Annotated in this window: 21 protein-coding genes; 6 read left to right on the forward strand and 15 right to left on the reverse strand. The window is 62.2% G+C overall.

The window, feature by feature from the left end; all coding sequences use genetic code 11:
- Positions 1-134: 134 nt before the first annotated feature.
- From JMY24_RS22035 to JMY24_RS22045, 3 genes are all read left to right on the forward strand, one after another.
- Positions 135-587: a MaoC family dehydratase gene (locus JMY24_RS22035; protein ID WP_128585497.1), complete on the forward strand. Its 453-nt coding sequence runs from the start codon at positions 135-137 to the stop codon at positions 585-587.
- Between the two features lie 85 nt (positions 588-672).
- A complete protein-coding gene (locus tag JMY24_RS22040) occupies positions 673-1,752 on the forward strand; it encodes a LacI family DNA-binding transcriptional regulator (RefSeq protein WP_128594372.1) in 1,080 nt (359 codons plus the stop codon).
- 438 nt (positions 1,753-2,190) lie between these two features.
- Positions 2,191-2,907 (forward strand): transposase, encoded by a 717-nt coding sequence (locus JMY24_RS22045; RefSeq protein WP_128594371.1) that lies wholly within the window; start codon positions 2,191-2,193, stop codon positions 2,905-2,907.
- Positions 2,908-3,058: 151 nt separating this feature from the next.
- Here the strand turns inward: JMY24_RS22045 and nfsB are convergent, their stop codons facing one another.
- The 3 genes from nfsB to JMY24_RS22060 are packed head-to-tail and all read right to left on the reverse strand — an operon-like array spanning position 3,059 to position 6,024.
- Positions 3,059-3,712 carry an oxygen-insensitive NAD(P)H nitroreductase gene (nfsB, locus tag JMY24_RS22050; RefSeq protein WP_128594370.1) on the reverse strand — a complete coding sequence of 218 codons (654 nt, stop codon included), beginning with the start codon at positions 3,710-3,712 and terminating at the stop codon, positions 3,059-3,061.
- A gap of 34 nt (positions 3,713-3,746) precedes the next feature.
- A complete protein-coding gene (locus tag JMY24_RS22055) occupies positions 3,747-4,967 on the reverse strand; it encodes an L-dopachrome tautomerase-related protein (protein WP_128594369.1) in 1,221 nt (406 codons plus the stop codon).
- A 49-nt stretch (positions 4,968-5,016) separates the two neighbouring features.
- Entirely contained in the window at positions 5,017-6,024 is a 1,008-nt protein-coding gene (locus tag JMY24_RS22060) for a zinc-binding alcohol dehydrogenase family protein (RefSeq protein WP_201702902.1), read from the reverse strand.
- Positions 6,025-6,155: 131 nt separating this feature from the next.
- On the opposite strand from JMY24_RS22060, the gene JMY24_RS22065 reads away from it, so the two are divergent.
- Entirely contained in the window at positions 6,156-7,088 is a 933-nt protein-coding gene (locus JMY24_RS22065; protein ID WP_128594368.1) for a LysR family transcriptional regulator, read from the forward strand.
- A 55-nt stretch (positions 7,089-7,143) separates the two neighbouring features.
- On the opposite strand, the gene JMY24_RS39395 is transcribed toward JMY24_RS22065, so the two are convergent.
- From JMY24_RS39395 to JMY24_RS22090, 6 genes are all read right to left on the reverse strand, one after another.
- Positions 7,144-7,446 carry a VF_A0006 family four-cysteine protein gene (locus JMY24_RS39395; protein ID WP_128594373.1) on the reverse strand — a complete coding sequence of 101 codons (303 nt, stop codon included), beginning with the start codon at positions 7,444-7,446 and terminating at the stop codon, positions 7,144-7,146.
- Positions 7,447-7,624: 178 nt separating this feature from the next.
- Positions 7,625-8,953: an NAD(P)/FAD-dependent oxidoreductase gene (locus JMY24_RS22070; protein ID WP_201702904.1), complete on the reverse strand. Its 1,329-nt coding sequence runs from the start codon at positions 8,951-8,953 to the stop codon at positions 7,625-7,627.
- A gap of 265 nt (positions 8,954-9,218) precedes the next feature.
- Entirely contained in the window at positions 9,219-10,517 is a 1,299-nt protein-coding gene (locus tag JMY24_RS22075) for an MFS transporter (RefSeq protein ID WP_128596535.1), read from the reverse strand.
- A gap of 1 nt (position 10,518) precedes the next feature.
- Entirely contained in the window at positions 10,519-11,073 is a 555-nt protein-coding gene (locus JMY24_RS22080) for a GAF domain-containing protein (protein ID WP_128596534.1), read from the reverse strand.
- A gap of 33 nt (positions 11,074-11,106) precedes the next feature.
- Complete coding sequence (locus tag JMY24_RS22085; protein WP_128596533.1) at positions 11,107-12,519, reverse strand: MFS transporter; 1,413 nt, start codon at positions 12,517-12,519, stop codon at positions 11,107-11,109.
- A 49-nt stretch (positions 12,520-12,568) separates the two neighbouring features.
- The gene (locus JMY24_RS22090) at positions 12,569-14,353 is read right to left on the reverse strand and encodes a gamma-glutamyltransferase family protein (RefSeq protein WP_128596532.1); all 1,785 of its coding nucleotides are present in this window, start codon (positions 14,351-14,353) and stop codon (positions 12,569-12,571) included.
- A gap of 219 nt (positions 14,354-14,572) precedes the next feature.
- Here JMY24_RS22090 and JMY24_RS22095 point away from each other — a divergent pair, with 219 nt between their 5' ends.
- Complete coding sequence (locus tag JMY24_RS22095; protein WP_128596531.1) at positions 14,573-15,250, forward strand: FadR/GntR family transcriptional regulator; 678 nt, start codon at positions 14,573-14,575, stop codon at positions 15,248-15,250.
- Positions 15,251-15,359: 109 nt separating this feature from the next.
- On the opposite strand, the gene JMY24_RS22100 is transcribed toward JMY24_RS22095, so the two are convergent.
- The 4 genes from JMY24_RS22100 to JMY24_RS22115 form a co-directional block, all read right to left on the reverse strand.
- Entirely contained in the window at positions 15,360-16,598 is a 1,239-nt protein-coding gene (locus tag JMY24_RS22100) for an MFS transporter (RefSeq protein ID WP_128596530.1), read from the reverse strand.
- Positions 16,599-16,791: 193 nt separating this feature from the next.
- Positions 16,792-17,844 carry a serine hydrolase domain-containing protein gene (locus JMY24_RS22105; RefSeq protein ID WP_128596529.1) on the reverse strand — a complete coding sequence of 351 codons (1,053 nt, stop codon included), beginning with the start codon at positions 17,842-17,844 and terminating at the stop codon, positions 16,792-16,794.
- A gap of 73 nt (positions 17,845-17,917) precedes the next feature.
- Positions 17,918-19,207 carry an MFS transporter gene (locus JMY24_RS22110; protein WP_128596528.1) on the reverse strand — a complete coding sequence of 430 codons (1,290 nt, stop codon included), beginning with the start codon at positions 19,205-19,207 and terminating at the stop codon, positions 17,918-17,920.
- Entirely contained in the window at positions 19,197-20,645 is a 1,449-nt protein-coding gene (locus tag JMY24_RS22115; RefSeq protein ID WP_201702906.1) for a M20 family metallopeptidase, read from the reverse strand. The genes JMY24_RS22110 and JMY24_RS22115 overlap by 11 nt, the downstream gene beginning before the upstream one ends.
- A gap of 178 nt (positions 20,646-20,823) precedes the next feature.
- Here JMY24_RS22115 and JMY24_RS22120 point away from each other — a divergent pair, with 178 nt between their 5' ends.
- Positions 20,824-21,747: a LysR family transcriptional regulator gene (locus tag JMY24_RS22120; RefSeq protein WP_201702907.1), complete on the forward strand. Its 924-nt coding sequence runs from the start codon at positions 20,824-20,826 to the stop codon at positions 21,745-21,747.
- Between the two features lie 39 nt (positions 21,748-21,786).
- Here JMY24_RS22120 and JMY24_RS22125 read toward each other — a convergent pair whose 3' ends face one another.
- On the reverse strand, positions 21,787-22,935 hold the full coding sequence (locus JMY24_RS22125; RefSeq protein ID WP_128596527.1) for a DUF1501 domain-containing protein: 1,149 nt from the start codon (positions 22,933-22,935) through the stop codon (positions 21,787-21,789).
- Between the two features lie 4 nt (positions 22,936-22,939).
- Positions 22,940-24,493, reverse strand: a complete 1,554-nt coding sequence (locus JMY24_RS22130; RefSeq protein WP_201702908.1) for a DUF1800 domain-containing protein — start codon at positions 24,491-24,493, stop codon at positions 22,940-22,942.
- Positions 24,494-24,558 lie beyond the last annotated feature (65 nt).

Here is a 24,558-nt window from a genome sequence, read left to right on the forward strand (position 1 = left end):
TTTTGTTGTACATTGGCCGCACCGGCTCGTTATGTAACCGGTTTCACCTACGCAGCAATATCGGGCGGATTGCCGCCTCGGATTCAATGGATATCCGTCGGCACACAGACGCCGCTTTTTGAGGAGCTTTGAACATGGCCATTAAAGGCGTGGAGATTGGACAGGAATTCAGATTCGCCAAGACGGTTGGCGAAGCCGACGTGACGCTGTTCGCCGGACTGACGGGCGACTTCAGCGATACGCACATCAACGAGCAGTACATGCAGGAGAAGTCGTCGATCGGCAGACGCATCGCGCATGGCGCGCTACTGGTCGGTTATATGTCGACGGCCTCCACAATCAGCATCGCGCACGTGATCCATCGCACCGATATCGATGAGTTCCCGGTGTCCGCCGGCTACGATCGGATCCGCTTCATTCGTCCCGTCCTGCTTGGCGATACCGTCACAGTGATCTACAGGGTGGCAGAAATCGACGACGAAAAGCGTCGCAGCACCGCGGACATGGAAGTCGTGAACCAGCGGGGCGAAGTCGTGGCGGCGGGCCGTCACATCATGAAGTGGGCAACGAAGCTCTCATCGAAGTAAGCAGGCGTCGCGCACGGTCTCGCTCATGTGCTTGCCCAATGAACCGGCCGGTATAATCGGAACGGAAAACAATTCGGCAATCGATATGGCAAAGGCCGCGCGCCCTACCCGAAATGAACAGCTAGCCGCGCCATCCGTTGCGGACCGGCCCGCAACAGCAACGCTTCGCGAAGTGGCGCAGCTTGCGTGCGTGTCAAAGGCAACCGTCTCGCGTTTCATCAACTCTCCGGAGATTGTGTCGCCAAGCGTGCGCGAGCGGATACAGCTCGCCATCGACCATCTCGGCTGGGTTCCGCATGCCGCTGCGCGCGCGCTTGCGACACAACGAACGGGCACTGTGGGCGCTGTCGTTCCGACGCTTGCGAATGAACACTTTGCTACGGCCATTCAGGTCTTGCAGGACGAACTGGAAGAAAAAGGCTATACGCTTCTGCTAGCTTGCTCCGAATACGATCTTCAGCGCGAATACCGGCAGGTTCGCAAGATGCTCGAGCGTGGTGTCGACGCCATTGCCGTGGTGGGCGAAGGGCATCATCCCGACCTCTATCCACTGCTAAAGCAACGGGATGTGCCTTGCGTGAGCACCTTCACGTTCGGGCCGAAGCAGCGCTCAATCTCCGTGGGGGTCGACAACTATCGCGCGTTTTACGACGCGACGAACTATTTGCTCGACCTCGGACATCGGCGCATCGCAATGATCGCGCAGAACGCCGATACTAACGACCGTGCCGCCGCGCGTCGCGAAGGCGTACGCGTCGCGCTAGCCGAGCGCGGCATCGCGATTCATCCGGCGCATATGGCGGAGGGCTACTGGGGCGTGCAGGAAGGCCGCAAGCTCTTCAGTCAGATCATGGCGGCGCCGATCGAGCCGCCGACGGCCCTCGTATGTGGCAACGGATCGTTCGCGACTGGCGCCATGCTGGAGGCGATGGCGGCCGGTTACGATGTGCCAGGCCATCTTAGCCTGATTGGTTTCGACGATTTCGAAGTGATGGCCGAACTGCCCATCCCCATAACAACAGTGCGGGTTCCAAGCGCGGAGATCGGCCGGCGCACGGCGGAACTGCTGATCGCGCAGCTCAACGGCGAAACTGACGTCAGAAGCGTCGAATGCAAATCCACCTTGATTTTGCGCGAGTCGTGCGCGCCGCCGTTCTCCGACTGATCCGACGCTGTCGGGTTTAGATCATGGCCCGCCTGAAAATGGCTCGTACTGAGGCGGGTCTTCGGCCGTGACTGCCCTCAACTGAGTACGCTTCTCCGCCGCCGTTTGCGCGTTCCACCGCGCAAGACTATCGATTCCCGCGGTCATAGTTCATTCGCATCATCCTAAGACCGTTGGTTAGTTGGCTCATCTGGCAATACGACCGGCTGGCCAAGATCGATCAGGGCTCGGTCTACGCCGCTCCTATTCAGCGGCGGCATAAAACCAACGATGGTCGCGCACGGCAAATCAACGAAATGAGGCTAGAACAAAGGCCTATTCGCGATTCGAACCCGCGCACATGCCCGATAGAATTTCGTCCATACCCGCTTTACGCACCGTCACACATTCGTTACCTGTCGGATCGCTTTCCCACATCGGATTTCCGGTTAATTCAGCATGACACGGCTCGCACGGCACTACGTTCCAGAACAACCTCAGCACGTTATTTTGCAGGGGCTCACGGGGCCCGCATTCCTGGACGAAGGAGACTACCTGTACTTCCTCGCCTGCCTGGCAGACGCAGCGCGCGTTGCCGATCTGGCAGTCCACGCCTGGGTACTCATGCCCGACGCGGTGCAGCTTCTCGTCACTCCTTCATATGAGTCGAGCGTGGCCATGGCGATGCAGGCGATCGGCCGTCGCTATGTCGAGACCTTCAACCGCCGCCATGGACGCCGCGGTACGGTGTGGCGTGGCGCATACCGGGCGACAGTGATCGAGCCGGACCGATATTTCCTGCTCGCGAGCCAGATCATCGATCATGCGCCGGTGCGCAATAACCTTGTAGCCGAGCCGGGAAAGTATCAGTGGTCGAGCTACTCGCACCACATCGGGCTGCGTGTCGACAGGTTCATCAAGGACCATCCGCTTTATCGCGCGCTCGGCAATACGCCGTTCGAGCGTCACGAGGCTTATCGGGATCTCGGCGCACAGCCTCCCGAGCAACGCGAGGTCGATAACCTGATGCAGTCCACGCTCAACGGCTGGGTACTCGGCAGCGCCGAGTACTGCGAGTGGGCGGCGCGGACAGCCAACCGGCGTTTGATGCCACTGCTGCTGCGCGACCGGCCGCCAAAGGTTCACACGACACGCGCTTTCGCGCACGGCGGCTAAACAAAAAAACGGGCAGGAAAACCCGGCTGGTTTGTTTGAGCGAGCTACGTCACGTGGGAGGGTTTCAATCCTCCCGGCCGCCGTCGCGCATTGCTGCGGTCAAGCCCGCGCTGTCGATCGACTGTCCCCGACCGACTTAGCGCAAGCTCCACTAAATGAACGTGAACAGTTGCTCGCGAGGCAAACGCGACTTCGGCAGCGCAGCGTTGAAATCCTGCTCGCTGCGGTAGCCCAAGGCCGCGAGCACCACGCTCGTCAATCCGCGTTGGCGCAGACCGAGTTCGAGGTCGAGTGCGCGCGCATCGAAGCCCTCCATCGGCGTAGCGTCTATACCGAGCAGCGCCGCTCCGAGCAGCAGCCCGCCCATGGCCAGGTAGACCTGCTTTTCCATCCACTGCGGCACATCGCGTAGCTCGTACCGGTGCATATCGACGTATGAGCGTCGGCTCTTGTCCTGAGCCGCTTTCATCTCGGGCGTAGCAAACCGTCCGTCGCGCGCCTCCTGATCCAGAATCGCCCCGAGGTGCGCTTCGTCGAAATCCGAGTGCATGCACAGCGCAATCACGTGAGAGGAATTGAGCACTTTCGGCTCGTTATACGCGTAGGCTCCCGTTGTCGCCCTGGCAATACGGGCGCGTCCCTCCGGCGTCGACGCGACAACGAAGTGCCACGGCTGCGAGTTGACCGACGACGGACTTTGCTGAAGCAGCGTCAGCAACGCGTCGATCTTTTCTTGCGGAAGTGAGCGGCCGCCCTCGAATGCCTTGACGGTGTGGCGGGCGTGAATGGCATCGATAAGATTCATGGTGAGTTCCTTGCTGTCTTGTGCGGTCGGGGTATCAACGAGTCGGTGCAGGCGCGGCATCGATACGCACGCGAAAGAGCGCGTACGGCTTTTCACGCAGGTCCTTGCCGCCGTTGAATACGGGCTGACGTGCCAACTGGTTGGCGGTGAAGTAGAGATAACCGTCGGGGCCGATCGACAGCGTGTCAGGCCACAGAACACGCGGGTCGTGGACGATCGTTTGCCAGTCGCTCCCGGTCGTCGACTTGCGAATTGAGTCGTGCTCGTAGTCTCCGGCGTACATCGCTCCTGCGGCGTCGGCGGCGAGCCCGTCCGAAGCGCCTTTCTCGCCGAGGTCGCGCACGGCTTCCGACAGCCGCACGTCGCTCACAGACGGATCGCGCAGCATCGCCGTTGGAATGGCGTACAGATGCCGGCTGGCGAGGGGGCAGAAAAACAGCGTTTGGCCGTCCGCCGAAAGCGCAATGCCGTCCGAGGCGACACGGAACGGCTCGGCATGTCCTTGCCCGTCGCGCAGCATGAGTGTCTTACCGTCGAACACGGGCACGAACTGCGGATCCGCCGAAGTCGAACGGTCGCCGGTGAGCCGCCTTATGGCGTGGCCTGATTGGAGATCGATCACGATGATGCCACCCGTGCCCGACAACGACGAATCCGTTACATACGCGACGCCCGCCTTGCCAATGCGGAAGTCAAAGCGCACATCGTTGACATAGGTCTGCGGGCGCATCACGTCGGCGGGAAATACGATCGTCTTCACGATCTTGTTCGTCTTCAGGTCGATTGCGACGAGCTTCGCGCCGCCTGCTACCGGGCTCGCGAACTTTGGCGCCGCCGTGTCGAGGACCCATACGCGCCCCTGGCCATCGGCAACGACGCTCTGCACGCTCAGGAAGTGACTAGCCGGTCGCGTGTCGTCCTCGCGATTCACTTCGGCATCGGGGTAAGCAACCACGCGTCCGTCGCGCAGTTCGCCGACGGTAAAGGGAACTTCGTCGCCCCAACGCGGGAAATTCACGAAGATGCGCCCGTTTTCGGCGACGGTGACGCCGGTAGGCATCGCGCCGTGAAACGTGGCAACCGTCTCCAGCGAACCATAGGTACTTTCTGCGGCAAGCCGGGCCGCAGCCGGATCGGGTTCCTGACTTCGGGCCGTCGACGTATAACCGGCGAGGCCGAACACAAAAGCCAGAGCGGTGGCGCGCGCAACACGGGTCAGGCCGAGCGTGAGAGATTCCTCGTGGAAGCGGTACATATCAATGTTCTCCCTTTTTATCCGTGGCATGGATGGCGTCGTTGCAGGGCTAGAATCCTTCCAGCACGAGTTTTCCCCGCGTTTGTCCACTTTCGATGAGTGCATGAGCCCGGCGCAGGTTTTCAGCGTTGATGGTGCCGAGGTGCTCCCCTATCGTCGTGCGTAGGACGCCATCGTCAATGAGGGCCGACACGCGATTGAGGATCTCGTGCTGGCGGATCATGTCGGGTGTCTCAAACAACGAACGCGTGAACATCAACTCCCAATGCAGCGACACGGCCTTTCGCTTGAGCGGCACGGCATCGAGCATCTCCGGGTCGTCGATGACGCCCAGGCGTCCTTGCGGCGCGATGGCCTCGACGATCTGCGGATAGTGGCCGTCCGTCTGTGTGAGGCTCGCGATCAGGCGGACGTTATCGAGTCCTATGGCACGCAGTCCTTCGAGCAGCGGTCGCGAATGGTCGATGACGTCGTGTGCGCCAAGCTCGCGGACCCACGACTGTGTCTCGGCTCGAGACGCGGTCCCGACGACTCGCAGTTTCGTCAGGCTGCTTGCGAGCTGAACGAGCATCGAACCAACGCCGCCCGCCGCGCCGATCACGAGCAGCGCGTCGCCCGCCCCAGCGCCCTCGACCGCACCGAGGCGGTCGAACAGCAGTTCCCACGCCGTCAGCGACGTGAGCGGCAATGCAGCAGCCTCCGCGTCCGTGAGCTTCGCCGGCTTGCGGCCCGCGATACGCTCGTCAACGAGGCCGTACTCCGCATAACTGCCCGGCCGTGCAATCGAGCCCGCGTAGTACACGGCGTCGCCTGGCTTGAAGAGCGTGACGTCGGCGCCGATTGCCTCGACTGTCCCGACAGCATCCCAACCCAGCACGCGCGGGTGATCGGTCGGCGATCCTTGCCGGACTTTGGTGTCGACCGGATTCACGGCAACGGCCCGGATTTTCACGAGCAGATCGCGAGGCCCCGGTGCTGGCTTGTCGAGGTCGGTATCGTAAAGCGAACGCGGGTTTTCCGCGGGCAAGCCGTGCTGTTTGTAGACGATGGCTTTCATCACTGCATTCCCTCTATGTCGTTGGCGGCGCTCGGCGGATCGTACTGGGAGCGCGTGCAACGAATTTTCTTCGATGCGGCACCGCGGAAAAACCAGCACAATTGCGCAGCACTTTCACAGCAGGAATGAAAATGATTCGAATTGAAGACCTGGAGCTTTTCGTCCGCACTGCAGCTTTGGGAAGCTTCTCGAACGCAGCGCGCGAGGCGGATCTGCTGCCCGGCCAGGTCAGCGCGGCGGTACAGCGGCTCGAGCGGGAACTCGAAATCCGCCTGTTCGCTCGCACTACGCGCAGTCTGCGGCTCACGAAAGAAGGCGAGCAATACCTGCCCTACGCAACGGAAGTGCTTGCAATGCTGAAAGAAGGCCGCGAGCAATTGCACGGCGAGCAGGAGTCTTTGCAGGGTACTTTGAAGGTTGCCGCACCATCGGACCTGGGGCGCAACGTGCTGTTGCCGTGGTTGACGGAGTTTCGCGAGGCGCATCCGAAGCTTGTGCTACGGCTGTCGTTGTCTGACCGGGTCACCGATGTTTTCCGTGACCCGGTCGATGTCGCGATCCGTTACGGCGTGGCTGAAAGTGCGAGTTACGTCGTACTGCCTCTCGCGGAGAACAACCGGCGAGTACTGGTTGCGTCGCCTGAGTATTTGCAGCGGCGCGGACGCCCGCGCACACTCGACGAACTCGTGATGCACGAGTGTCTGCCGTACGTGCTTGGCGGCAGAGTCTATGATCGCTGGGTGTTCCCGGCTAACGGCGTGCGCCGGCAGGTGGCCGTCAAAGGATCGTTGCTATGCGATGACGCCGAGATTGCGCGCCGCTGGTCTTTGGCCGGCAAGGGCATCGCATACAAATCGTGGCTCGACGTCTATCACGACGTCACAGCAGGCAGGCTGGAAGTGTTGATTCCCGATCAGCCCGGCGAATCATCGCCACTTAACATGGTGTGTCCGCACCGCCGGCAGTTCACGCCCGCCGTACGTTATCTTCATGCGGAACTCCGCGAGCGTACGGTGGCGATGACAGCCACGATGCGCGAGCACACCGAGTTTCGGGAGCCGTGATTGCGACTGAGCTGCCAGGTACCGTTCGCCAGTATCGAATCGTGGTCCGCACAACTCACATTCGATTCTGGCGGCGGCAGGCGTGCAATATCTCGTTGACTGCAAATGCCCCTCTCACGGTCTGCACATTCTGCAACACACATATGTGATAGGACTTTTCGCGCGGCAAAAGCAGTCCACTATTCTTGTAGAGTGCTACGCACGAATTTCTGATGACACGTGCCGCGTAGCTGCTCTGGCTATTCGCTAACGAATTCAGAATGCATTGATCGTATTCCCCATTCTCGCCGCCAAACGCCAGGGCTGATAACGGTGCGGCGAGCGTCAGAGAGACGACCATGTAAGCTAGTTTGAGCATGGACGTACGGCAAAGCGAACATAACCAAGGCAATCGTAGCACGCTGCGTTTAGATGCAAATGCGTACCCGATCCAGCGGGCATCGCCCTCATCGTCGATCGACGTCCGCAAGCGTGGCGCGCGACGTTGCGCGAAGTCGTGCATCAAGGTGCCGCGAGCGCTCGCCCACGTCTTCAGCTCACATCATTTCGGGGCTGCTCAGTTTCGTTCCGTCGGAAAAGCGCGCGAGTCTGTAGGGGCCGATGTCCAACTCCGGCGCCTCGTCCATTACCAGCCGGCTCACGAGTAAGCCCGCGCCCGGTCCTAGTCCGAAGCCGTGTCCGCTAAAGCCGGAGGCGATCACCAGACCCGGTTTTGCATCGACCTTCGAGATGATCGGGACGAGGTCCGGCGTCGTGTCGATCGCACCCGCCCATGCGTGAGCGATGCGCAAGCCCGACAACTCGGGAAACACGCGGGCCACGTTGTGCAGGCCGCGTTCGAGCCATTCGGCATCGGCGCGCGGGTCCAGCACCCGTGTTTGTTCAAACGGCGAGATGTCATCGTCGCGCCAGGTCGCGCTCGCTTCTGGTCCGTGGAAGAAGCTGGCACCGACGCGAATCTTGAGTTTCTTCTTCAGCTTACTGCGGAACATGGTGCGGAACTTCACCGAATGCCGCAGGTTTTGCGGCGCGAGTTCCACCCGTCCATAGCCGGGGACAGCGATGGTGTAGCCGCCGTCCAGCCTCCGCCTCAACGCGAAGTCAGGCCCGGAGAAACAGCCTTCGATGACCGCAGGCGCCTCAGCAGTGCGCAACGCCGTCCCTATTACGTTGATGGCGGGCAGATCGATACCATGATGCTGGCAGAACAACGCGCTCCAGGCACCTCCCGCGAGCACCACGGTGTCGGCTGCGAGCCGGCCGCGCTCCGTCCAGACGCCGCAGACGCGCCCCGCACTCGTGTCCAGACTGCGTGCCGCGCAGTTCTGGTAGATCCTGGCGCCAAGCCGTTGCGCGCCGCGCGCAATCGCAGGCGCGGCTTTCGACGGCTCGGCGCGGCCGTCCGTGACCGACCACAGACCTCCAGCCCACCTCGCACGTCCGGACGGAATGCGCGCTGCCAGTTCGCGCGCACTGAGGATCTCACTGTTGAAGCCGATCTCCCGTGCACGCGCAATCCACGACTCCCATTGCGCGACGTCCGATTGAAGCTCCGTGCCATACAGGATGCCCGCTTTACGAAAACCAATATCCTCGCGAAGTTCTCCGCTCAGTTCGCCCCAGCGCCTGAGACTTTGCATTGCGAGCGGCAACTCATAGAGGTCGCGGTTTTGCTGACGCACCCAACCCCAATTGCGCCCCGACTGTTCGCAGCCAATGACGCCCTTTTCGAGCAAAACCACCTGGATGCCGCGCCGCGCCAGTTCGTACGCGGTGCTGACACCAACAATGCCGCCGCCTATTACCGCGACATCGCATCGCTCGGGGAAATCTTCGCTATTCGTGACTTCGTCTATCCTTAACATTTCACAGCCGCCGGTTGCCGCCTCTTGGTTGGACTGCAGTAGAGACCTTCGGAAATGCGCACATGAGCGCGGTTCACCGTTTCACCATCTGCAGAAAGTGGCTACGATTTTGCTATCTTCCATCGCTTCGCTGATAGGACGATCCTGTCGCCTCTGAGGCGGATACGTCGAAGATCCACCGCAACACGCATTGCTGAGTTCGACGAGCGATGCTCACCGGCGCAGGTATCGGCGACCTCAAACTTCTGCGGTGAAACCCGCAGAGTCACGGCGTGGATGGCCGCTCGGTGTCGTACAAGCGGTCCGGGATAAACAGCGCGGTGACGCCGCTCAAGAAGAAGACCGCACCCACGACAAGAAAGCCGAAGCCGATGGAGAACTGGGTGGCGAGATAGCCGATAACAATCGGCGCTGCGCCCGCGCAGAAACGTCCGACGTTATAGGAACCACCAACAGCAGTGCCGCGGATGGAAGTGGCGAAGCTCTCGGACATGAAAGTGCCGATCGTGCCCAGCGGAACACCATACAGAAAGCCGAAGAAAAGCATGAGAGCCGCAATGTTCTCGCGCGTATGCCAGAAGATGATGACCGGCAAAAAGAGCGCGGCGCCCGCGCAGCCCAGCACATACACGCCACGCCGGCTCCAGCGGTCGCCCAGCCAGCCGGCGAAGATCTTGCCGATGAAAGCGACCACGTAAGTACCGATCATGTAGCCAGTCAGCGAGCTGAACTTGATATGCAGTTCTCTTTCCAGGTACGTGGGTAGCCAGTTGTTCAAACCATAAAAGCCGGAAAGAATGAAAACCGAGGCGAGAGTCCACAGGATGAACAGCGTGCGCGTCTGTCGATTGCGGAAAATCACGGCGTAGCGGCCGTCGCGCAATCGCGCTCCGCTCTGGCCTTGAGTGCTGCTTTCACTCTGGCTTTTGCGGTCGGCTGCACGGCTCGCCCGCCAGCTAGCCGGCTCGGGCACGGCAAACCTGATCGCCAGCGCAAACACCACGGGAACGGCCGACACGTAATACAGCGTGCGCCAGCCGTAGTGCGGCAAGATCCAGCTGCTCAGTGCAATCACCACGATGTAGCCGGCCGAAATACCGGTCTGCAACGCACCGAGAATCAGCGAGCGTCTTTCGGTGGGCACATATTCGGCAACCAGCGTGGTGACCAGCACCATGCAGCCGATTCCCAACGCACCGATGAAGCGAACAATCGCGAACTGCAGAAAGCTGTGAGTGAGCCCGAGCAGTCCCGCGCCGAGCGAAAAGAGCGCCAGCGCCCACACGATCACCCTCACCCGGCCCACACGATCGCTTAGCCAGCCGCCCAGTATCCCGCCCGCGGCCATGCCTAACAACGTCAGGCTGCCCAACGCTCCCGCCTGGACATTGCTCAGCCCGAAATCGTCCTTGATTCGCGTGAGGGTCAAGCCGTACATCATCACGTCGGCGCCATCGGCCATTAGCGCCAGATAGGAAAGGACGAAGACCAGCAGCCAACGGCCTTGCGATTCGACACCTGGTGTCGCCGGCGACGCTGTCACAGCACGCGGAGTTGTGGTCATGTCAGAGAGAGGTCGAACTGCCGGCAGATGCCGTATTGGCCGCCATGAGAGCGGGAGCGAGGAACGAACCGATCAGCAATCCGAGCGCTTCGTGCCCCTCGGTGTACCACCATTCCCGATGTGTCAGGTTCATCGTGCCGATGCACACGCCGTTGTACGCGACCGGAATGTTCAGTATCGATCCAAGGCCCATGCCGGTCATCACCGCATGATCGTCGAACGCTTCGCGAATGCCTTGCGGCGTTTCTGCGCGAAATGGCTCTAGGTCGTGCAGAACCCGTCTGGCCCACGGGGTGCCGCGTTTTTTCTTGCGCCCGCCAAGTGGATACACGTCTGGCATGTTCGTATAAGCGCGCTCGACTTCCTCGCGCTCCGCGTCGTAAGACATGATCGTAAAGAGGCGAAAGCCGATTACGCTTGCCGCCACCTCATGAACCGCACGGAAAAGCGCCGCCGGCTGACCGTTGAGCCGCATGGCCCTGGCGAGATGTTCCAGATGGGAAATGTCCAGCGTTTGCGGGACGGGCGGCGCAGTCACGATCCGGTTGGCTTGCATGGTGTGTAGGCGAAAAGTTGGCACATCGCGGCTTCAGCCGCCTAGTTCCGTGGAACTGAGCGGGCCTCGAACATCCTGTTCGCGCCCGAACTCCTCGGCCTCGATATCTTCGAGCGAGCGGTTGCGAGTCTCGATACCCAGGCAGAAAACCACGCATGCCCCGACGAGCAGAACTGTCGTGGTCATCGCGAACACGCCGAGAAATCCGAACGCGGGGTAGACGAGGCCGACCAGAATGGGCGCGCTCACCGAGCCGATGCGGCCAAACGATGAGGACGAGCCCGTACCCGTCGTGCGAACCGCAGTGGGAAAGACTTCAGGGGTGTACGCATAGACGCCCGCGAACGCGCCGTTCATGAAGAACGACAGGCATATGCCCGCAAGCATGATGCCGATTCCCGTGTGAGAGAACGCAAGCGCGATCGCCGCGAGGCCGCCCAGCAGCATGTACGACGCGACCACCGCTTTGCGTCCGATGCGCTCATTGAGCCATGCGGCCGAGAAATAACCCGGGATCTGCGCCCCATAGATCGCGATGGAATAACCGAAGCTCTTCGTCATGGTGAGCCCCTCCTTGAGGAGCAGACTCGGAATCCATGAGAAGAACGAGTAGTACGCGAATGCTACCGAGAACCACATGAGCCAGCTTACCGCCGTGGTGCGCGCGAGTCGCGGCGACCACAATGTGAGCACGTTCTGCAATGCGCGACCCTTTGACGGTGCCGACGTCGGCATCATGCGGACGGGAGCGACCGGCGCTAGATGAATGCCTCGGCCGGTAAACCATGATTCGATAGCGCTAACGATGCGATTCGCTTCTTCCGTTCGGCCCTGGCTCTCCAGCCATCGCGGCGACTCCGGCAGCGTCCTTCGCCACCAGAGCAGCATGACGACCGGCAACGACGTCACCACGGCCAGGTAGCGCCAGCCATCGGCAAAGTTTCTCACCACCAAGAAGCCGAGAATCGACGAACTCAGATAGCCAAACGACATGAAGCCGACCAGCGCGCCGCAAAACATTCCCCTGTAGCGGCGCGGCACGAATTCCGCGAGGAATGGCGCGATCACCACCGTCTCCGCGCCGGAGCCGAAACCCGCGACGATACGTAATGCGAAGAACGTGTGCCAATCCGTCGCCGCAGCACTCGCGAGCGACGCGACACAGTAGATCGCCAGCGCCGACATCATGATGCGGCGGCGGCCGATCAGATCGGCGAATACCCCCGATAGAAAAGCGCCGAAGAAATAACCGATATAGGTACTGCTGGCAACGAGGCCTGTCTCGGCGCTCGTCAAATGCCACAGCTTGCTCACGACCGGCAGCAGAAACGCAAGCGACGACGAATCGAGTCCGTCGAACAGATACCCCAGCCCGCCGATAAGCAGGAGTTTGCGGTGAAAACCCGATAACGGGAGTCGTTCGAGACGAGCGGCTACGGCAGACACGGCAAGGTTCTCCCTGAAGGATTGAGCGCGTTGATCGCGGGCGCGAAGTTCATCGCCCAACCGCATATGCCTGCATCTGACGAGGCGTCGCCGCGCCGCGCATCAGGCCATTTCTGATTCCCACTGCGCAGACCCGCCCCAATGCCCAAGGCTCGGCCACGGTCAGATCATGTCCACGCGCGCGCAATTCGGCGAGCGTGCTTTCCGGGAAACGGGCTTCGGCGGACATCTTGCCCAACTGCATCGCGCGCGGGTAGAACGAGCCGGGGAAGTGAGCGGTCTGGAACGACGGCGAATCTGCGGCGGCCTGGAAGTTCATGCCCGCGTGCACATGTTTCAGGAATAGCTGGAGCGACCATTGATCCTGCTGGTCGCCGCCGGGCGTGCCGAATGCCGCGTAGGGTTTGCCCGCGCGGGTGACGAGCGTGGGCGACAGCGTTGTGCGAGGACGGCGCCGAGGACCCAGCGACGAAGGCAGGCCCTCTTCCATCCAGAACATCTGCGCGCGCGTGGTGACGTTAAAGCCGAGCCCGGGCACCGCTGGCGACGCCTGCAACCAGCCGCCCGACGGCGTAGCCGACACCATGTTGCCCCACCGGTCGACGACATCGAGGTGAACGGTGTCGCCTCGCAACTCAGGCAACGGCGCGAAGGTCGGTTCGCCCTGCCCGAAGCCGCCGAACTGTTCCTTCCCAGCGAGTGCCATGATGCGCGCGGCGCGGTGCTCGCTGTCGCCCAGCGTTCCCGGACGAAATTCGAGCGACGCGCGCAGCGGATCGATCAGCCGGCGACGTTCGTCGTTGTAGGCGTCGCCGAGCAGCACGTCGAGCGGGACATGGGCAAACGCCGGGTCGCCGTAGAACACCTCGCGGTCGGCGAACGCGAGCTTCGAGCACTCGATAACCGTGTGGACGAAATCCGGTCCCAGCGGATCCATGGCTGCCAGATCGAAGCCCTTGAGCAGCGCGAGTTGCTGCAGGAACATCGGCCCCTGCCCCCACGGACCGGTCTTGTGGACACGGAGGTCGCCGTAGTCGTAGGACACTGGGTCTTCATAGGAGGGTTCCCAGCGAGCGAGATCTTCGGCGTCGAGCAAGCCGCGATTGCGCTGGCCGGAAGTATCGAGAACGGCCGTCGATCGAAAGTACTGGTCGATGGCGTCGGCCACGAACCCGCGATAGAACACCTCGCGAGCCCGTTCGCACTGCTCGGCGCGATCACTGCGGCTCGTCGCTTCTCGCAGAATGCGCTTGTAGGTATTGGCAATCGCCGGATTGGCGAAGAGTTGATTCGGCGTGGGTGCGTCGCCATTGCGCAGCCACTGCTCGGCCGAAGTAGGCCATTCGGTGAGGAAGAAATCCTTGATCGCGAGGATCGACGAAGCCATGCGCGGCAGCACCGGATAGCCGTTCTCCGCATAGCCGATCGCATAGCTCAACACGTCTTCGAGCGGCAACTGGCCATAGTCGCGCAGCATGGCCATCCATGCGCCGAATGCCCCGGGTACCACCGCCGGCAATAGTCCGGTGCCCGGCACCACTTCCAGCCCCAACTCGCGCATACGCTCGATGGTCATGCTCGCGGGCGTCACGCCCTGCCCGCAAAGCACTCGAACACGGTCTTCACGTGCGCTGTAGAACACCACCGGCAGTTCACCGCCGGGACCGTTCAGATGGGGCTCGACGATCTGGAGCACAAACCCCGCAGCGGCGGCGGCGTCGAACGCATTGCCGCCTTTTTCGAGCGCGGCCATGGCCGACGCGCTGGCCAGCCAATGCGTGGAAGCCACCATTCCGAACGTTCCAATCAGTTCGGGACGAGTTGTAAACGACATACGCTACTCCTCTGCGATGGCTAAGACCGGTGCTGAACCAATTGATATAGGTACAACTTGATTAACCAGCATGTGGCTCACGCCACTCATTCCTCGATGCTAACCTGGAACGTATCGTCGGAGAATCCAGCCAAAAAAACATTACATGAAAATTCCCGCCGTCAGTGCGCCGTCAATCTGTTATCTTTGATACCAATATTCATTGGTTCGGTAGGCGGAATGGAAGAAACAGCATTGAACGGCCTGCTCGGGTATGTCGCCAGCCATCAGCTCAAAGACGGCGACGCCTTACCGCCCGAAAGAAAGCTGGCTGAAGAGCTCGGCGTCAGTCGAAGAGAACTGCGCTCGGTGCTTGCCTCACTGGAGGCGTCGGGACGGGTCTGGCGCGGGGTTGGGCGCGGCACCTACCTGGGAGCACGGCCGCTCAAATTCGGTCCCACGCTGCGCGGCTTGCGCGCGGGCACCAGTCCAGCGGATATTGCCGAAATGAGGCTACTCTTCGAGCCCGCTCTGGCAGAACTCGCCGCGACCAAGGCCAGTTGGGACGATCTGCTCGAACTGGAGAAGTGCGCGCGTAAAAACGCGGCCGCGAACAGCGACGAGGAGTGGCAGCAATGGGATCACCGATTCCATTTGTTGATTAGCCAGGCAACCCGCAATCCGGCGCTCATTGCGCTCATGGAAGTGATCAACGGCATGCGCGTCAAGCCGGAGGTTCGAAAGAAAACTGTCAGCCAGGAGACGCGGCACTATTTCGCCCAACAACATCAGGCAATCGTCAACGCGATGAAAGCGCGTGATGGAGAAACGGCGGCTCGATGCATGCGCGAGCATCTGTCGAGCGTTCAGTCGCGGGCGTCGAGCAAGATGAGCGGCGCGGCGGATTCACCGGGTTGAAACTGCTTTAGCTGTGTATGGGTTTCATTGGGCTTTCGGTGGACTCGGGGCGCGAGCAGGTGTCCGGACAGTCATAAACGCCTGGGAATCGCCCAGCGATCCGCCTTTGCTACTTCACGCTCTCCGGTTTTCCATCAGCGTGTCGCGCAGCATTCGGCCTGTTTGCATAGCGGCGGCGCCAAGCCTCAATGGTCAGGGCCAAAGCCCCTGAGCCGCCCATAAAGAGCGAGATTGACACGATTACCAGGCCGACGCGGCCGTGGCCCGAGAACAGGCCGACCAGCAAGCCCGCAAGCGGCTGCGTCAGATTGTTAAGCATGATGATCACGCCGAGAGTCTTGCCGTAGTCCTTTGGTGGAATGATCGCCTGTCGCACAGCCCGAATGTAGATGCTGAACATCTTGTCGAAGCCTGCAATCAGCAGAAAGCCGATAACGTAACCCCACGCGGACGGGCTGGCACCTGCAATGATCCCGCCAGCGCATATCGCCACGAATGACAGCAAGCCCAGTACTCGGCGAGGAATTGCGGTTCTCGCTATCAGCAGCAAAATGACAACGGTTGCGACAGCCCCGGCGGTCTGCAAAAGGGCATAGAAAGCGTCAGATTTATGGTGCACGCCGGTCACCATCGCCGCTGAAGTCGCCAGCGTAACGCCAATGACGAGGTTTTCCGCCGCCGCCAGCGCTACAAGCTTCTTCAGTTTCGGCAGACGGGCTACGTGATTTAGCGCGACCTTGATCGGCGCGGACCAGGGCCCCTTAGCAACCTCAGGCGCTATCAGTTCGAAGTCGCTCGTGCGTTGCCATACGACGGTCGCCCAGTCCGCGGCGAAAAACAGAATCGCTGTTGCCACGACAACGAACTCCCATCGCCAGCAACCCAGCAGCAACGCGGCTAACATGGGTCCGGCAACCACGCCTATCTGATCGGCGAGTTGCGCGTGCGACAGGACGCGTTCGAACTTTTGATGTTTGAATACCTGCGGCAGCAACACCTCTCGTGCGACGAGCCCTTGACTCGTGAGAATGCCGCAACACGCTGAAAGTACGACGAGCCAACCAATGCCGGCGAATGCCGCGTAGCCGAGAACGCCTGCAATACACGCCAACCCGCGATACAACTGGCTTACCCGCAGAATCCTGACCGGCGATATCCGGTCACACAGGACGCCGCAAAAGGGAAACACCAGGTATCTCGGGAGTGCCTCGATGAAAAATGCGATGCCGGACCACGACGTGTCATGTGTGGTCTGATAGACGACCAGGGGCACCAGAAAGAGCAGGATCTGGTCCGCTAGTCTCGACAGAAACAAAGAGGCAAAGAAGGCATGTTGATTGGTGCGCACTGGACGATTTCCGTTTCGCTGACGCCGTAGCAAATTGAAGGCGGATACGTCACCGCCGTTTTATTTGTGCGGACCACGACCAGGCCTGTTGTCGGGCGCGATCGTGTTCTCAGAGCGAGATTGTCCACGATCCGGCTGTTTCGGCCGAGCGAATTATTAATGTGAATCTGTCCCGTGCGCACCAGATTGCCCGTCACCGCAACTGTGCGACCGCGTCGAACACGCGTCCAAAGAATTCGTCCGCATGCTCAGGATTGAGCCAGCGCACGATAACGGCGAGCCGCCGGGTCGGCTCGATCCACATGAACGAGCTACCCGCGCCGACGCCAAAGTAGCTGGATGCCGGCACGCTCGGGAACATCTTCTGCCCGGTATTGAGCCAGACGAGATAGCCGTAGAACGGCGCGATCGGGCAAGGCGTTTGCATACGCGCGATCCATTCCTTCGACAGCACACGGCGTCCCGATACGGTACCTTCGTCGAGGAGCATCTGCGCGATCTTCAACTGATCGTTCGCGCTGATCGACATGCCGCCGCCCCAGTGTGTGCCGCCCGGCACCGACTGCACGCGGCGTCCGCCGACCTCCACCCACGCGTGGTCGTAGCCAACCCAATCCCAGGCGTCGCTTGCTCCGGAAGGCCGCGCAATCGCCTCGCGGAACACTTCCGGCAGCGGCTCGCCGAACAGATGCAGCAGCGCAAGCGAGAGCTGGTTGATGCGCACGTCGTTGTACTCCCAATACGTGCCCGGCTGCTGTAGCGGACGCAGATCGCCCTTCTTGCCGTTCGGCGGCTCACCGAACGTGACCGCGCGATAGTGATCCGCCTGATCGGGCAATCCAAAGCATGTGCCCTGCCATTCGCTCGTCTGTTGCAGCAGTTGCGTCCACGTTATGTTCGCGTTGTGATCGTCGTCGAAGCCGATGCCGGGCACGCTCACGCGCACGGGTTCGTCGAGATCGGACAGCAGGCCGCGGTCGTGGGCCACGCCCGCGAGCAGCGCGAGATAGGTCTTTGCAATGCTGAACGTGAGGTCGGCGCGGTCCGGCTCGCCCCACGTCGCGAGCTTGCGTCCGTCGAGCGCAATCGCGCCCGATACCGGACCCCGGTCATGCACTGGCCCGAGCAGCCGGTTCCACGGCGCCGGGTCTTTCACATGCACGCCCCAGTTGGCATCGACCTGGCGATCCCACGTCGATTCATGGTCGATGGAAAACTGGATGGCCTGCTGCAATGCTTCGTTCATGCGTATTTCCTGTGAGTTCTCTGAAAAGGCGTTGCGCTTGCGGCGGCGATGACCGGCGATGAACTCCGCCTCGTCACCGCACATGCAGACGGCGCCGCGCCCATATCAGCGTGAAGAGACTGATTACAGCGGCGATCATCAGATAAAAACCGGGCGCCAGATTGTTATGTGTGAAGGCGATCAGCGCCGCCACCACGACCGGCGTGAAGCCGCCGAAAATCGTCGTGCCGATGTTGTATGCGAAGGCCATGCCGGTTGTGCGCGTTTCAACCGGAAAGAGGTCCGCCATCAACGCGGGAATCGGCGCGAAGTACGTCGCTTTGAGAAGCGCGACCCAGATCACGCAGGCAAGCAGCATGGGCAGCGACGGATAGGCGTTCATCAACATGAAGGCCGGATACACGGTGACGAGAAACAGCACGCCGACCGGCAGCATGATGCGTATGCGCCCCAACTTGTCCGACAGATGTCCCACCACCGGCACGAGCGCCATCACGATAAAGCCCGCCACGAGCGTCGCAATGAATCCCGACGACGGCGAGAGCTTGAGCTGATGCGTCGCGTACGTCGGCATATAAAGCAGCATGTAATTCGCGGTCGTGGTGAGCACGAGCGAACCGATCGAAACGAGCACCAGTTCCTTCTGTGTCGCAAGCACCGCTCGCACCGGCGACGCGAGCTTTTCGGCGCGAGCGAACTCCGGTGTCTCGTCCATGCGCCGGCGAATGTAAAGGCCGATGGGGCCGATCAGCATGCCGAACAGGAACGGGATACGCCAGCCCCACCCTTCGAGTTGCGGCGGCGTCAGCAGACCGGTCAGCAAGGCGCCGAACAGCGAGGCGAGCAAGGTGCTCGCGCCTTGGCTCGAGAACTGCCAGCTCGACATGAAGCCGCTGCGCGCCGGCGCATGCTCGACGAGAAACGCCGTCGAACTGCCGAATTCACCTCCAGCGGAAAAACCTTGCAGCAGACGCGACAGGAAGATCAGGATCGGCGCGGCGATGCCGATCGTCGCATACGGCGGCATGACGGCGACGAGTCCTGTACCGAGCGTCATCAACCCAATCGAAAGCGTGAGCGAGGCCTTCCTGCCATGCCGGTCGCTATATGAACCGAGAACCAGCGCACCAACCGGACGCGCGAGATACGACAGCGCGAACGTGCCGAGCGTAAGTAGCAGCGAAACGGTGCGGTCGTGCGTCGGAAAGAACAGCCGCGACAGCGTGGAGGCAAAGTAGCCGTATACGACGAGGTCGTAGAACTCGAGCGCGTTGCCTATCGATGTCGCCACGATCAGGCGCGCGATGTTGTGCGACCGCGCGGCGTCGAGCGGTTCCTGGATGGCGACGGTGTCAGTGCTCATTGCGCAGTCCTCGATATAGTTGACGGGGCAGATTGGCGGCCGGATTCGCGTCGGATGCGTCGCCCTCGCGCGCACCGAGATCCCAGAAGAGGCCCGCCATGATGCGCAGACCTTCCTCGACGACCGGCGCGAGCAGATGCTCGTCCGGCGCGTGCTGCGAACAGCCGGGATACGAATGCGGCACCCACAGCGTGGGCATGCCGAGCACGTCGGCGAACACATCGTTCGGCAGCGTTCCACCGAGGTTCGGCAGCAGCACCGGCTGCGCGCCGGTAGTCTGCGTAAGCGAGCGCAGCGCCCACCGCACCCAAGGATTTTGCGGATCGACGCGCGTTGCGGGCGCGCCGCGTTCGACGTTCACCTCGACCGTGCGGAAACCGTGCGCGTCGAGATGGCGGCGCACGATGCCGGCGATATCGGTCCAGTCGGTGCCCACCACGAAGCGCAGCTGCATATGCGCAAACGCGGACGGCGGAATGGCATTCACGGGCTTTTCGGGGTTGCCGGTGCGAAACGCGAGCACCTCCAGATTGTTCCAGCCGAACACGCGCTCGGCGGGCGTCAGGCCCGGCTCGCCGTAGTCGGTATCGACTTCAGGCTCGCCGGGGTTGCCGCCCACGGTGATGTCGGCCAGCGCGCGGCGCACCGCATCCGGCACTGGCGGCGGACGAAGCCCTTCGATCGCGATACGGCCGTTGGCATCGACCATCGACGCGATCGCGTTGGCGAGCACGATGCCCGGATTGCGCAGCAAGCCGCCCCAGTTGCCCGAGTGATGCGCGCCGTCGCGCAGCGTCACGTCGAGCCGGAAATTGATTACGCCCCGCGAGCCGAGAAAGAGCGTCGGGCGGTTGGCGGCGAGGCGCGGCCCGTCGGAGGCGATCAGGACATCGGCGGCAAGTTCGTCGCGCAACCTGGTGCATAGCGCGTGCAAACCAGGCGACCCGACCTCCTCGCCGGTTTCGAACAACAGCTTCAGATTGAAGCCGAGCTTGCCAGCGCGGGCGTCCATCACGGCTTTCAGCGCGGCCAGGTTGATGCTGTGCTGGCCTTTGTTGTCGGCAGTGCCGCGACCGTACCAGCGCTCGCCGTCAACGCTCACCTGCCACGGCGAGCGGCCGCCGGCCCATTGCGCGTCGTAGCCGCGCACCACGTCGCCGTGGCCGTAGCTGAGCACGGTCGGCAGATCGTCGCCTTCATGACGATGGGCGATCAGAAACGGGCCCGCGCCTTCGTGCGGATTCTCCGCGATGCGGCACACGAAGCCCCATGCTTCGAGGCGCGGCATCAGTTCGTCGGTGAGATAGGCGCGCAGAAGCGCGTCGCGCTCCGGCTCCTGACTTTCCGTACGCAGCGCGACGCGGCGTTGCAGGTCGGCGAGAAACTGGCCGGACCGGTAACCTTCGGTGGCTAGCTCAATGGCGGTGTGTCGGGTCAACTCGGTCTCCGTCGGGTGCGCTGGAAACTGCGTCGCGCCGCCGCGTCAGAGTGCGCGGCGCATGCGGGCAGCGGGTCAACACCCATGCTGTGGTGGCCGATATTTCTGCACAATTACAATATTTCTCACTCACCTTTGCCGGAACGGCAAAGGTCGCCACCGGGACTCAACGCATCCAATGGACCAGACAGCCTTGCGCTATTTCCTCGAAGTCGCGCGCAGTGGATCGCTCAGCAAGGCGTCCGAGCGGCTTTTCGTCGCCGTTTCGGCTCTGAGCCGGCAGATCGCGAGGCTCGAGGGGCAACTCGGAACGCCGCTCTTCGAGCGCCGTCCGCGCGGCATGGTACTGACCGATGCCGGTCGGCTACTCGCCAACCATGCGCGCCGCAGTCAGCTGGAGGACGAGCGCGTCACCGACGAGATCCGCGGTCTTTCGGCCGGCGAACGCGCGACGATCCGCATCGCGAGTTCGGAGGGCGTTGCACCGGACTTCCTGCCGCTCGTGTTCGCGCAGTTCCTGAAGACGCATCCCGGAGCGCATTTCCAGCTCGACGTCTCCGCGCCGTCGATAGCGACGCAGCGCGTGCGGGAAGGCACGCACGACGTGGCGGTATGCTTCAACATGGCGCCGGAGCGGGACGTGCAAGTGCATTACGCACAGCGTGCGCCGGTGTACGCGCTGATGCGGCAGAGTCATCCGCTCGCTGTGCGCGCAAGCGTCTCTCTGGCGGACCTGCTGCCCTGGCCGCTCGCCATGCCGAGCCAGACCCTGACGATACGGCGACTGTTCGATATCGCATGTAGTCTGGAAGGGCTGATCTTCGAGCCGGTAGTCGCCAGCAACTATCACGTGGCGTTGCAAAACTTCGTGCGCTACACCGACGCCATAACGTTGACTGGTTATCTGACGGTGCACAGCCGCCTCGTGTCCGACTCCCTTGCGATGGTGCCGATTTCAAACCCCGAACTGCACCAGCGAACGCTGCAAATCCAGACGATGGCAGGCCGCACGCTTCCGCAGGCCGTGACCGCGTTCATCGCACTGCTGATGGAAGCGATCGAGTCGCCGGAGCATGTCGACGTGGGAGTCAGCCGAGGTTAGCGAGGCGCGAAAGCTATGTGCGCTGTTGAGCGTGCCGCACTATGCGTGCACGATACCCGTGAGCGGTCTCGTCGCGGCGGTTTGACCGAACAGCGCGCGAGCCGTGCGCTGAGGATCGAGGCCGAGGCCTTCGCTCGCGACGCCGGCAATCAGCGAGTCGAGGGATGTAGTCGGTTTGAGGTCGCGCGCTTCGTAAAGGTCGCGAGGCGCGAGACCGGGCCAATCCGCGATGACCCGTCCGCCCGCGACCGCGCCGCCCAATACCATCGCCACCGAGCCCGTGCCGTGATCGGTGCCGCCTGTGCCGTTCGCGGCCGCGGTTCTGCCGAACTCGGTCGCCACGAGTACCGTGGTTTTGCGCCAGGCCGGGCCCATGTTGTCACGCAGCGCCGCGAGCATCGTGTCGAGCGCTTTCAGCTGATTGGCAAGGCGCGCGTTCTGCGCACTGTGCGTGTCCCAGCCGCCGGTTTCGATCATCGCGATACGCGGGCCGTCATCTCGCGACAGAAAACTGGCGGCCAGTTTGCCGAGGCTCGCGGGGTCCTGACGCGCGCCGGCGTCGCCTGCGAGGCCGCGCGCCGTCATTGCCGACTCCCACAGCGGGCGCAACTGCGCGTCCTGATCGTATAGCTGAGAGACGCGCATGAGCAGATCGTCCGGCGCTTGCGGCAATGCCGACGGCGCGTAAGAAGTCACCTCGGCCTTGCCGCGCAGCGCCATGGGCACCGTCGGCGCGAACGCAATCGCGCTTTCGCGTGCCGCGGGCAATTGCGCGACGAGCCGGTTCAGCCAGCCGTCCTTAGCCTGATATGGCGAGGCGCCGCCCGTCTCAAGCACGTTTTGTCCGTCGAAATGCGAACGGTCGCGATACGGCGATGCCACCGCGTGCACGAACAGCGCCTGACGGTCCGCGTACATAGCGCCGATTTGCACGAGTGCGGGATGCAGCGCGAAGGTGCCGTCCAGATGGCGCGCGCTCGACGCATCGATCGCAAGCGCGCCGCGCAACGTTGCATAGGCGGGCTCCGCGTATGGCACGACGATGTTCAGGCCATCGGCGGCGCCACGCTGAATCACGAACACGAAACGCCGATCCGTGACGACGCGCGCGAAAGCGATATGCGGCGATACGAGAATCGCACCCGCCCCGGCAGCAGCAACTTGCAGAAATTGACGGCGTGAATACATGGCGCTATCTCCGTTGAAAATCCGGCGAAACCAGCAAAAGCGCGATGGCCGTGGATGCGCTTTCGGCACGCGCCACGGCCGCTGCGCTCGGCGCGCTGAGCGATCCGGCGAGCAGAACCTGCCCCAGCGAACGGGCGTCGAGCCGGTCGCCGACGCGGGCGGCGAAGCGCTGCGCCACTTCCACGCGGCGCACCAGTGCATCGGGCGCGGCCCAGCTTGCAGCAATATCGTCGTAACCGGCAGGCGAGCCTGGCCGCCACACTGGTTGGCCGAGTTGCGCAAGCATGGGCGCTGCCTGCAGATTGCCAAGGTCTTGCCAGCCGAGCCCGCGCATCGAGGAGATCGCCCATTCCCACGGCGTCTTGAACTTGACGGCTGCGGGCGACCACGCTTGCGGCATGTCGAGCAATGCGCGGTAGACGGACGGCAGATCGCCGCCGCTGCGCTCGAACACGCTCGCAAGCCGCTCGCTCACGTCTGGCGGCGGATTGTCGGCAATGAAATGACGAGCCAGTTTCGAGCCGATGTGCTGCGCTGTCGCGGGCGCGCTTGCGAGATCATGCAGGATTGCGAGCGCCTGCTGTTCGCCTCGCTGATCGTAGCGGCGACCCATGATGGTTCGCGAGCCGGGCTCATGCAACGCCTCGCGGAACACGAAACTGCCCGGTGCAGAGGCCGCTTGCATCGGCGGGCTTGCCGGCATGCCTGCACTGGCTGAACTGCCGGGATTAACGGCATTAACGGCATTAACGGCATTAACGGGATTCCGTGGACTCGCAACGAGACTCCAACCGGTCAGCGCGCGGGCGAATTCGGTCACGTCGTCCTGGTTATAGCCACTGCGCACGCCTAGCGTATGCAGTTCCATGATTTCGCGCGCGAGATTTTCATTGAGGCCGCGCTTGCGCTCGGGATTGCGCTGCGCGGCCCGCATCGCCGCGACGCTGTCCGGCCCTACCGAGCTCGTCTGATCGAGAAACAGTTGCATGGCCGGATGACGTTCCACCGCGACCAGCATGTCCTCGAAACGGCCCAGCACATGTGGGCGGATCGCTTCGGCTTCGAATGAGCCGGCGAGCGCCGCCACAGCGGGTTTTTCCGCCGACACCGCAAAGTGGTTAGCCCAGAAATGAACCAGCCGCTCGACAAAGGGCGTCTGTGTGGTCAGTGCGCTGGTCACTCGCGCATTCACGGACGATCGATAGTTGTCGCGAATTTCCGCGCGAATCGCCTTTCTTTCGGCTTCCTTATCTTTGCGCGTGTCGCTTTGCGATGCCGCTTGCTCACCTGTCTGAGCATTCGTTTGTGCGGGCATGCTCGCTCCGCCCGGATTGCGCTGAGTCTGCAAACGCAACTGCATGCGCTGCTGCTCCAGTTCGCTTGATATTGTCAGCGCATCCGGCTGGCTCGCCCACGCAGCCGGCTTCGGCTGATACTGATCGAGCTGCGCGAGCAGCCAGGCTTTCGGATCGGCGGGCGCCTTATCGTCAGGGCGCGCGCCCAGGCCGAAACGGTTCAGCGCAATCGCAGCGGCAGTGAGATTCGGTTGCGCAGCCATGCCATCCTCTTCGGCGTTAGATAAAGCTTGAACGTGCGGCGCGATAGATATCCGTCGCGCCCGTC

The organism is Paraburkholderia kirstenboschensis (genome assembly GCF_904848585.1).
Taxonomy (GTDB): Bacteria; Pseudomonadota; Gammaproteobacteria; order Burkholderiales; family Burkholderiaceae; genus Paraburkholderia; species Paraburkholderia kirstenboschensis.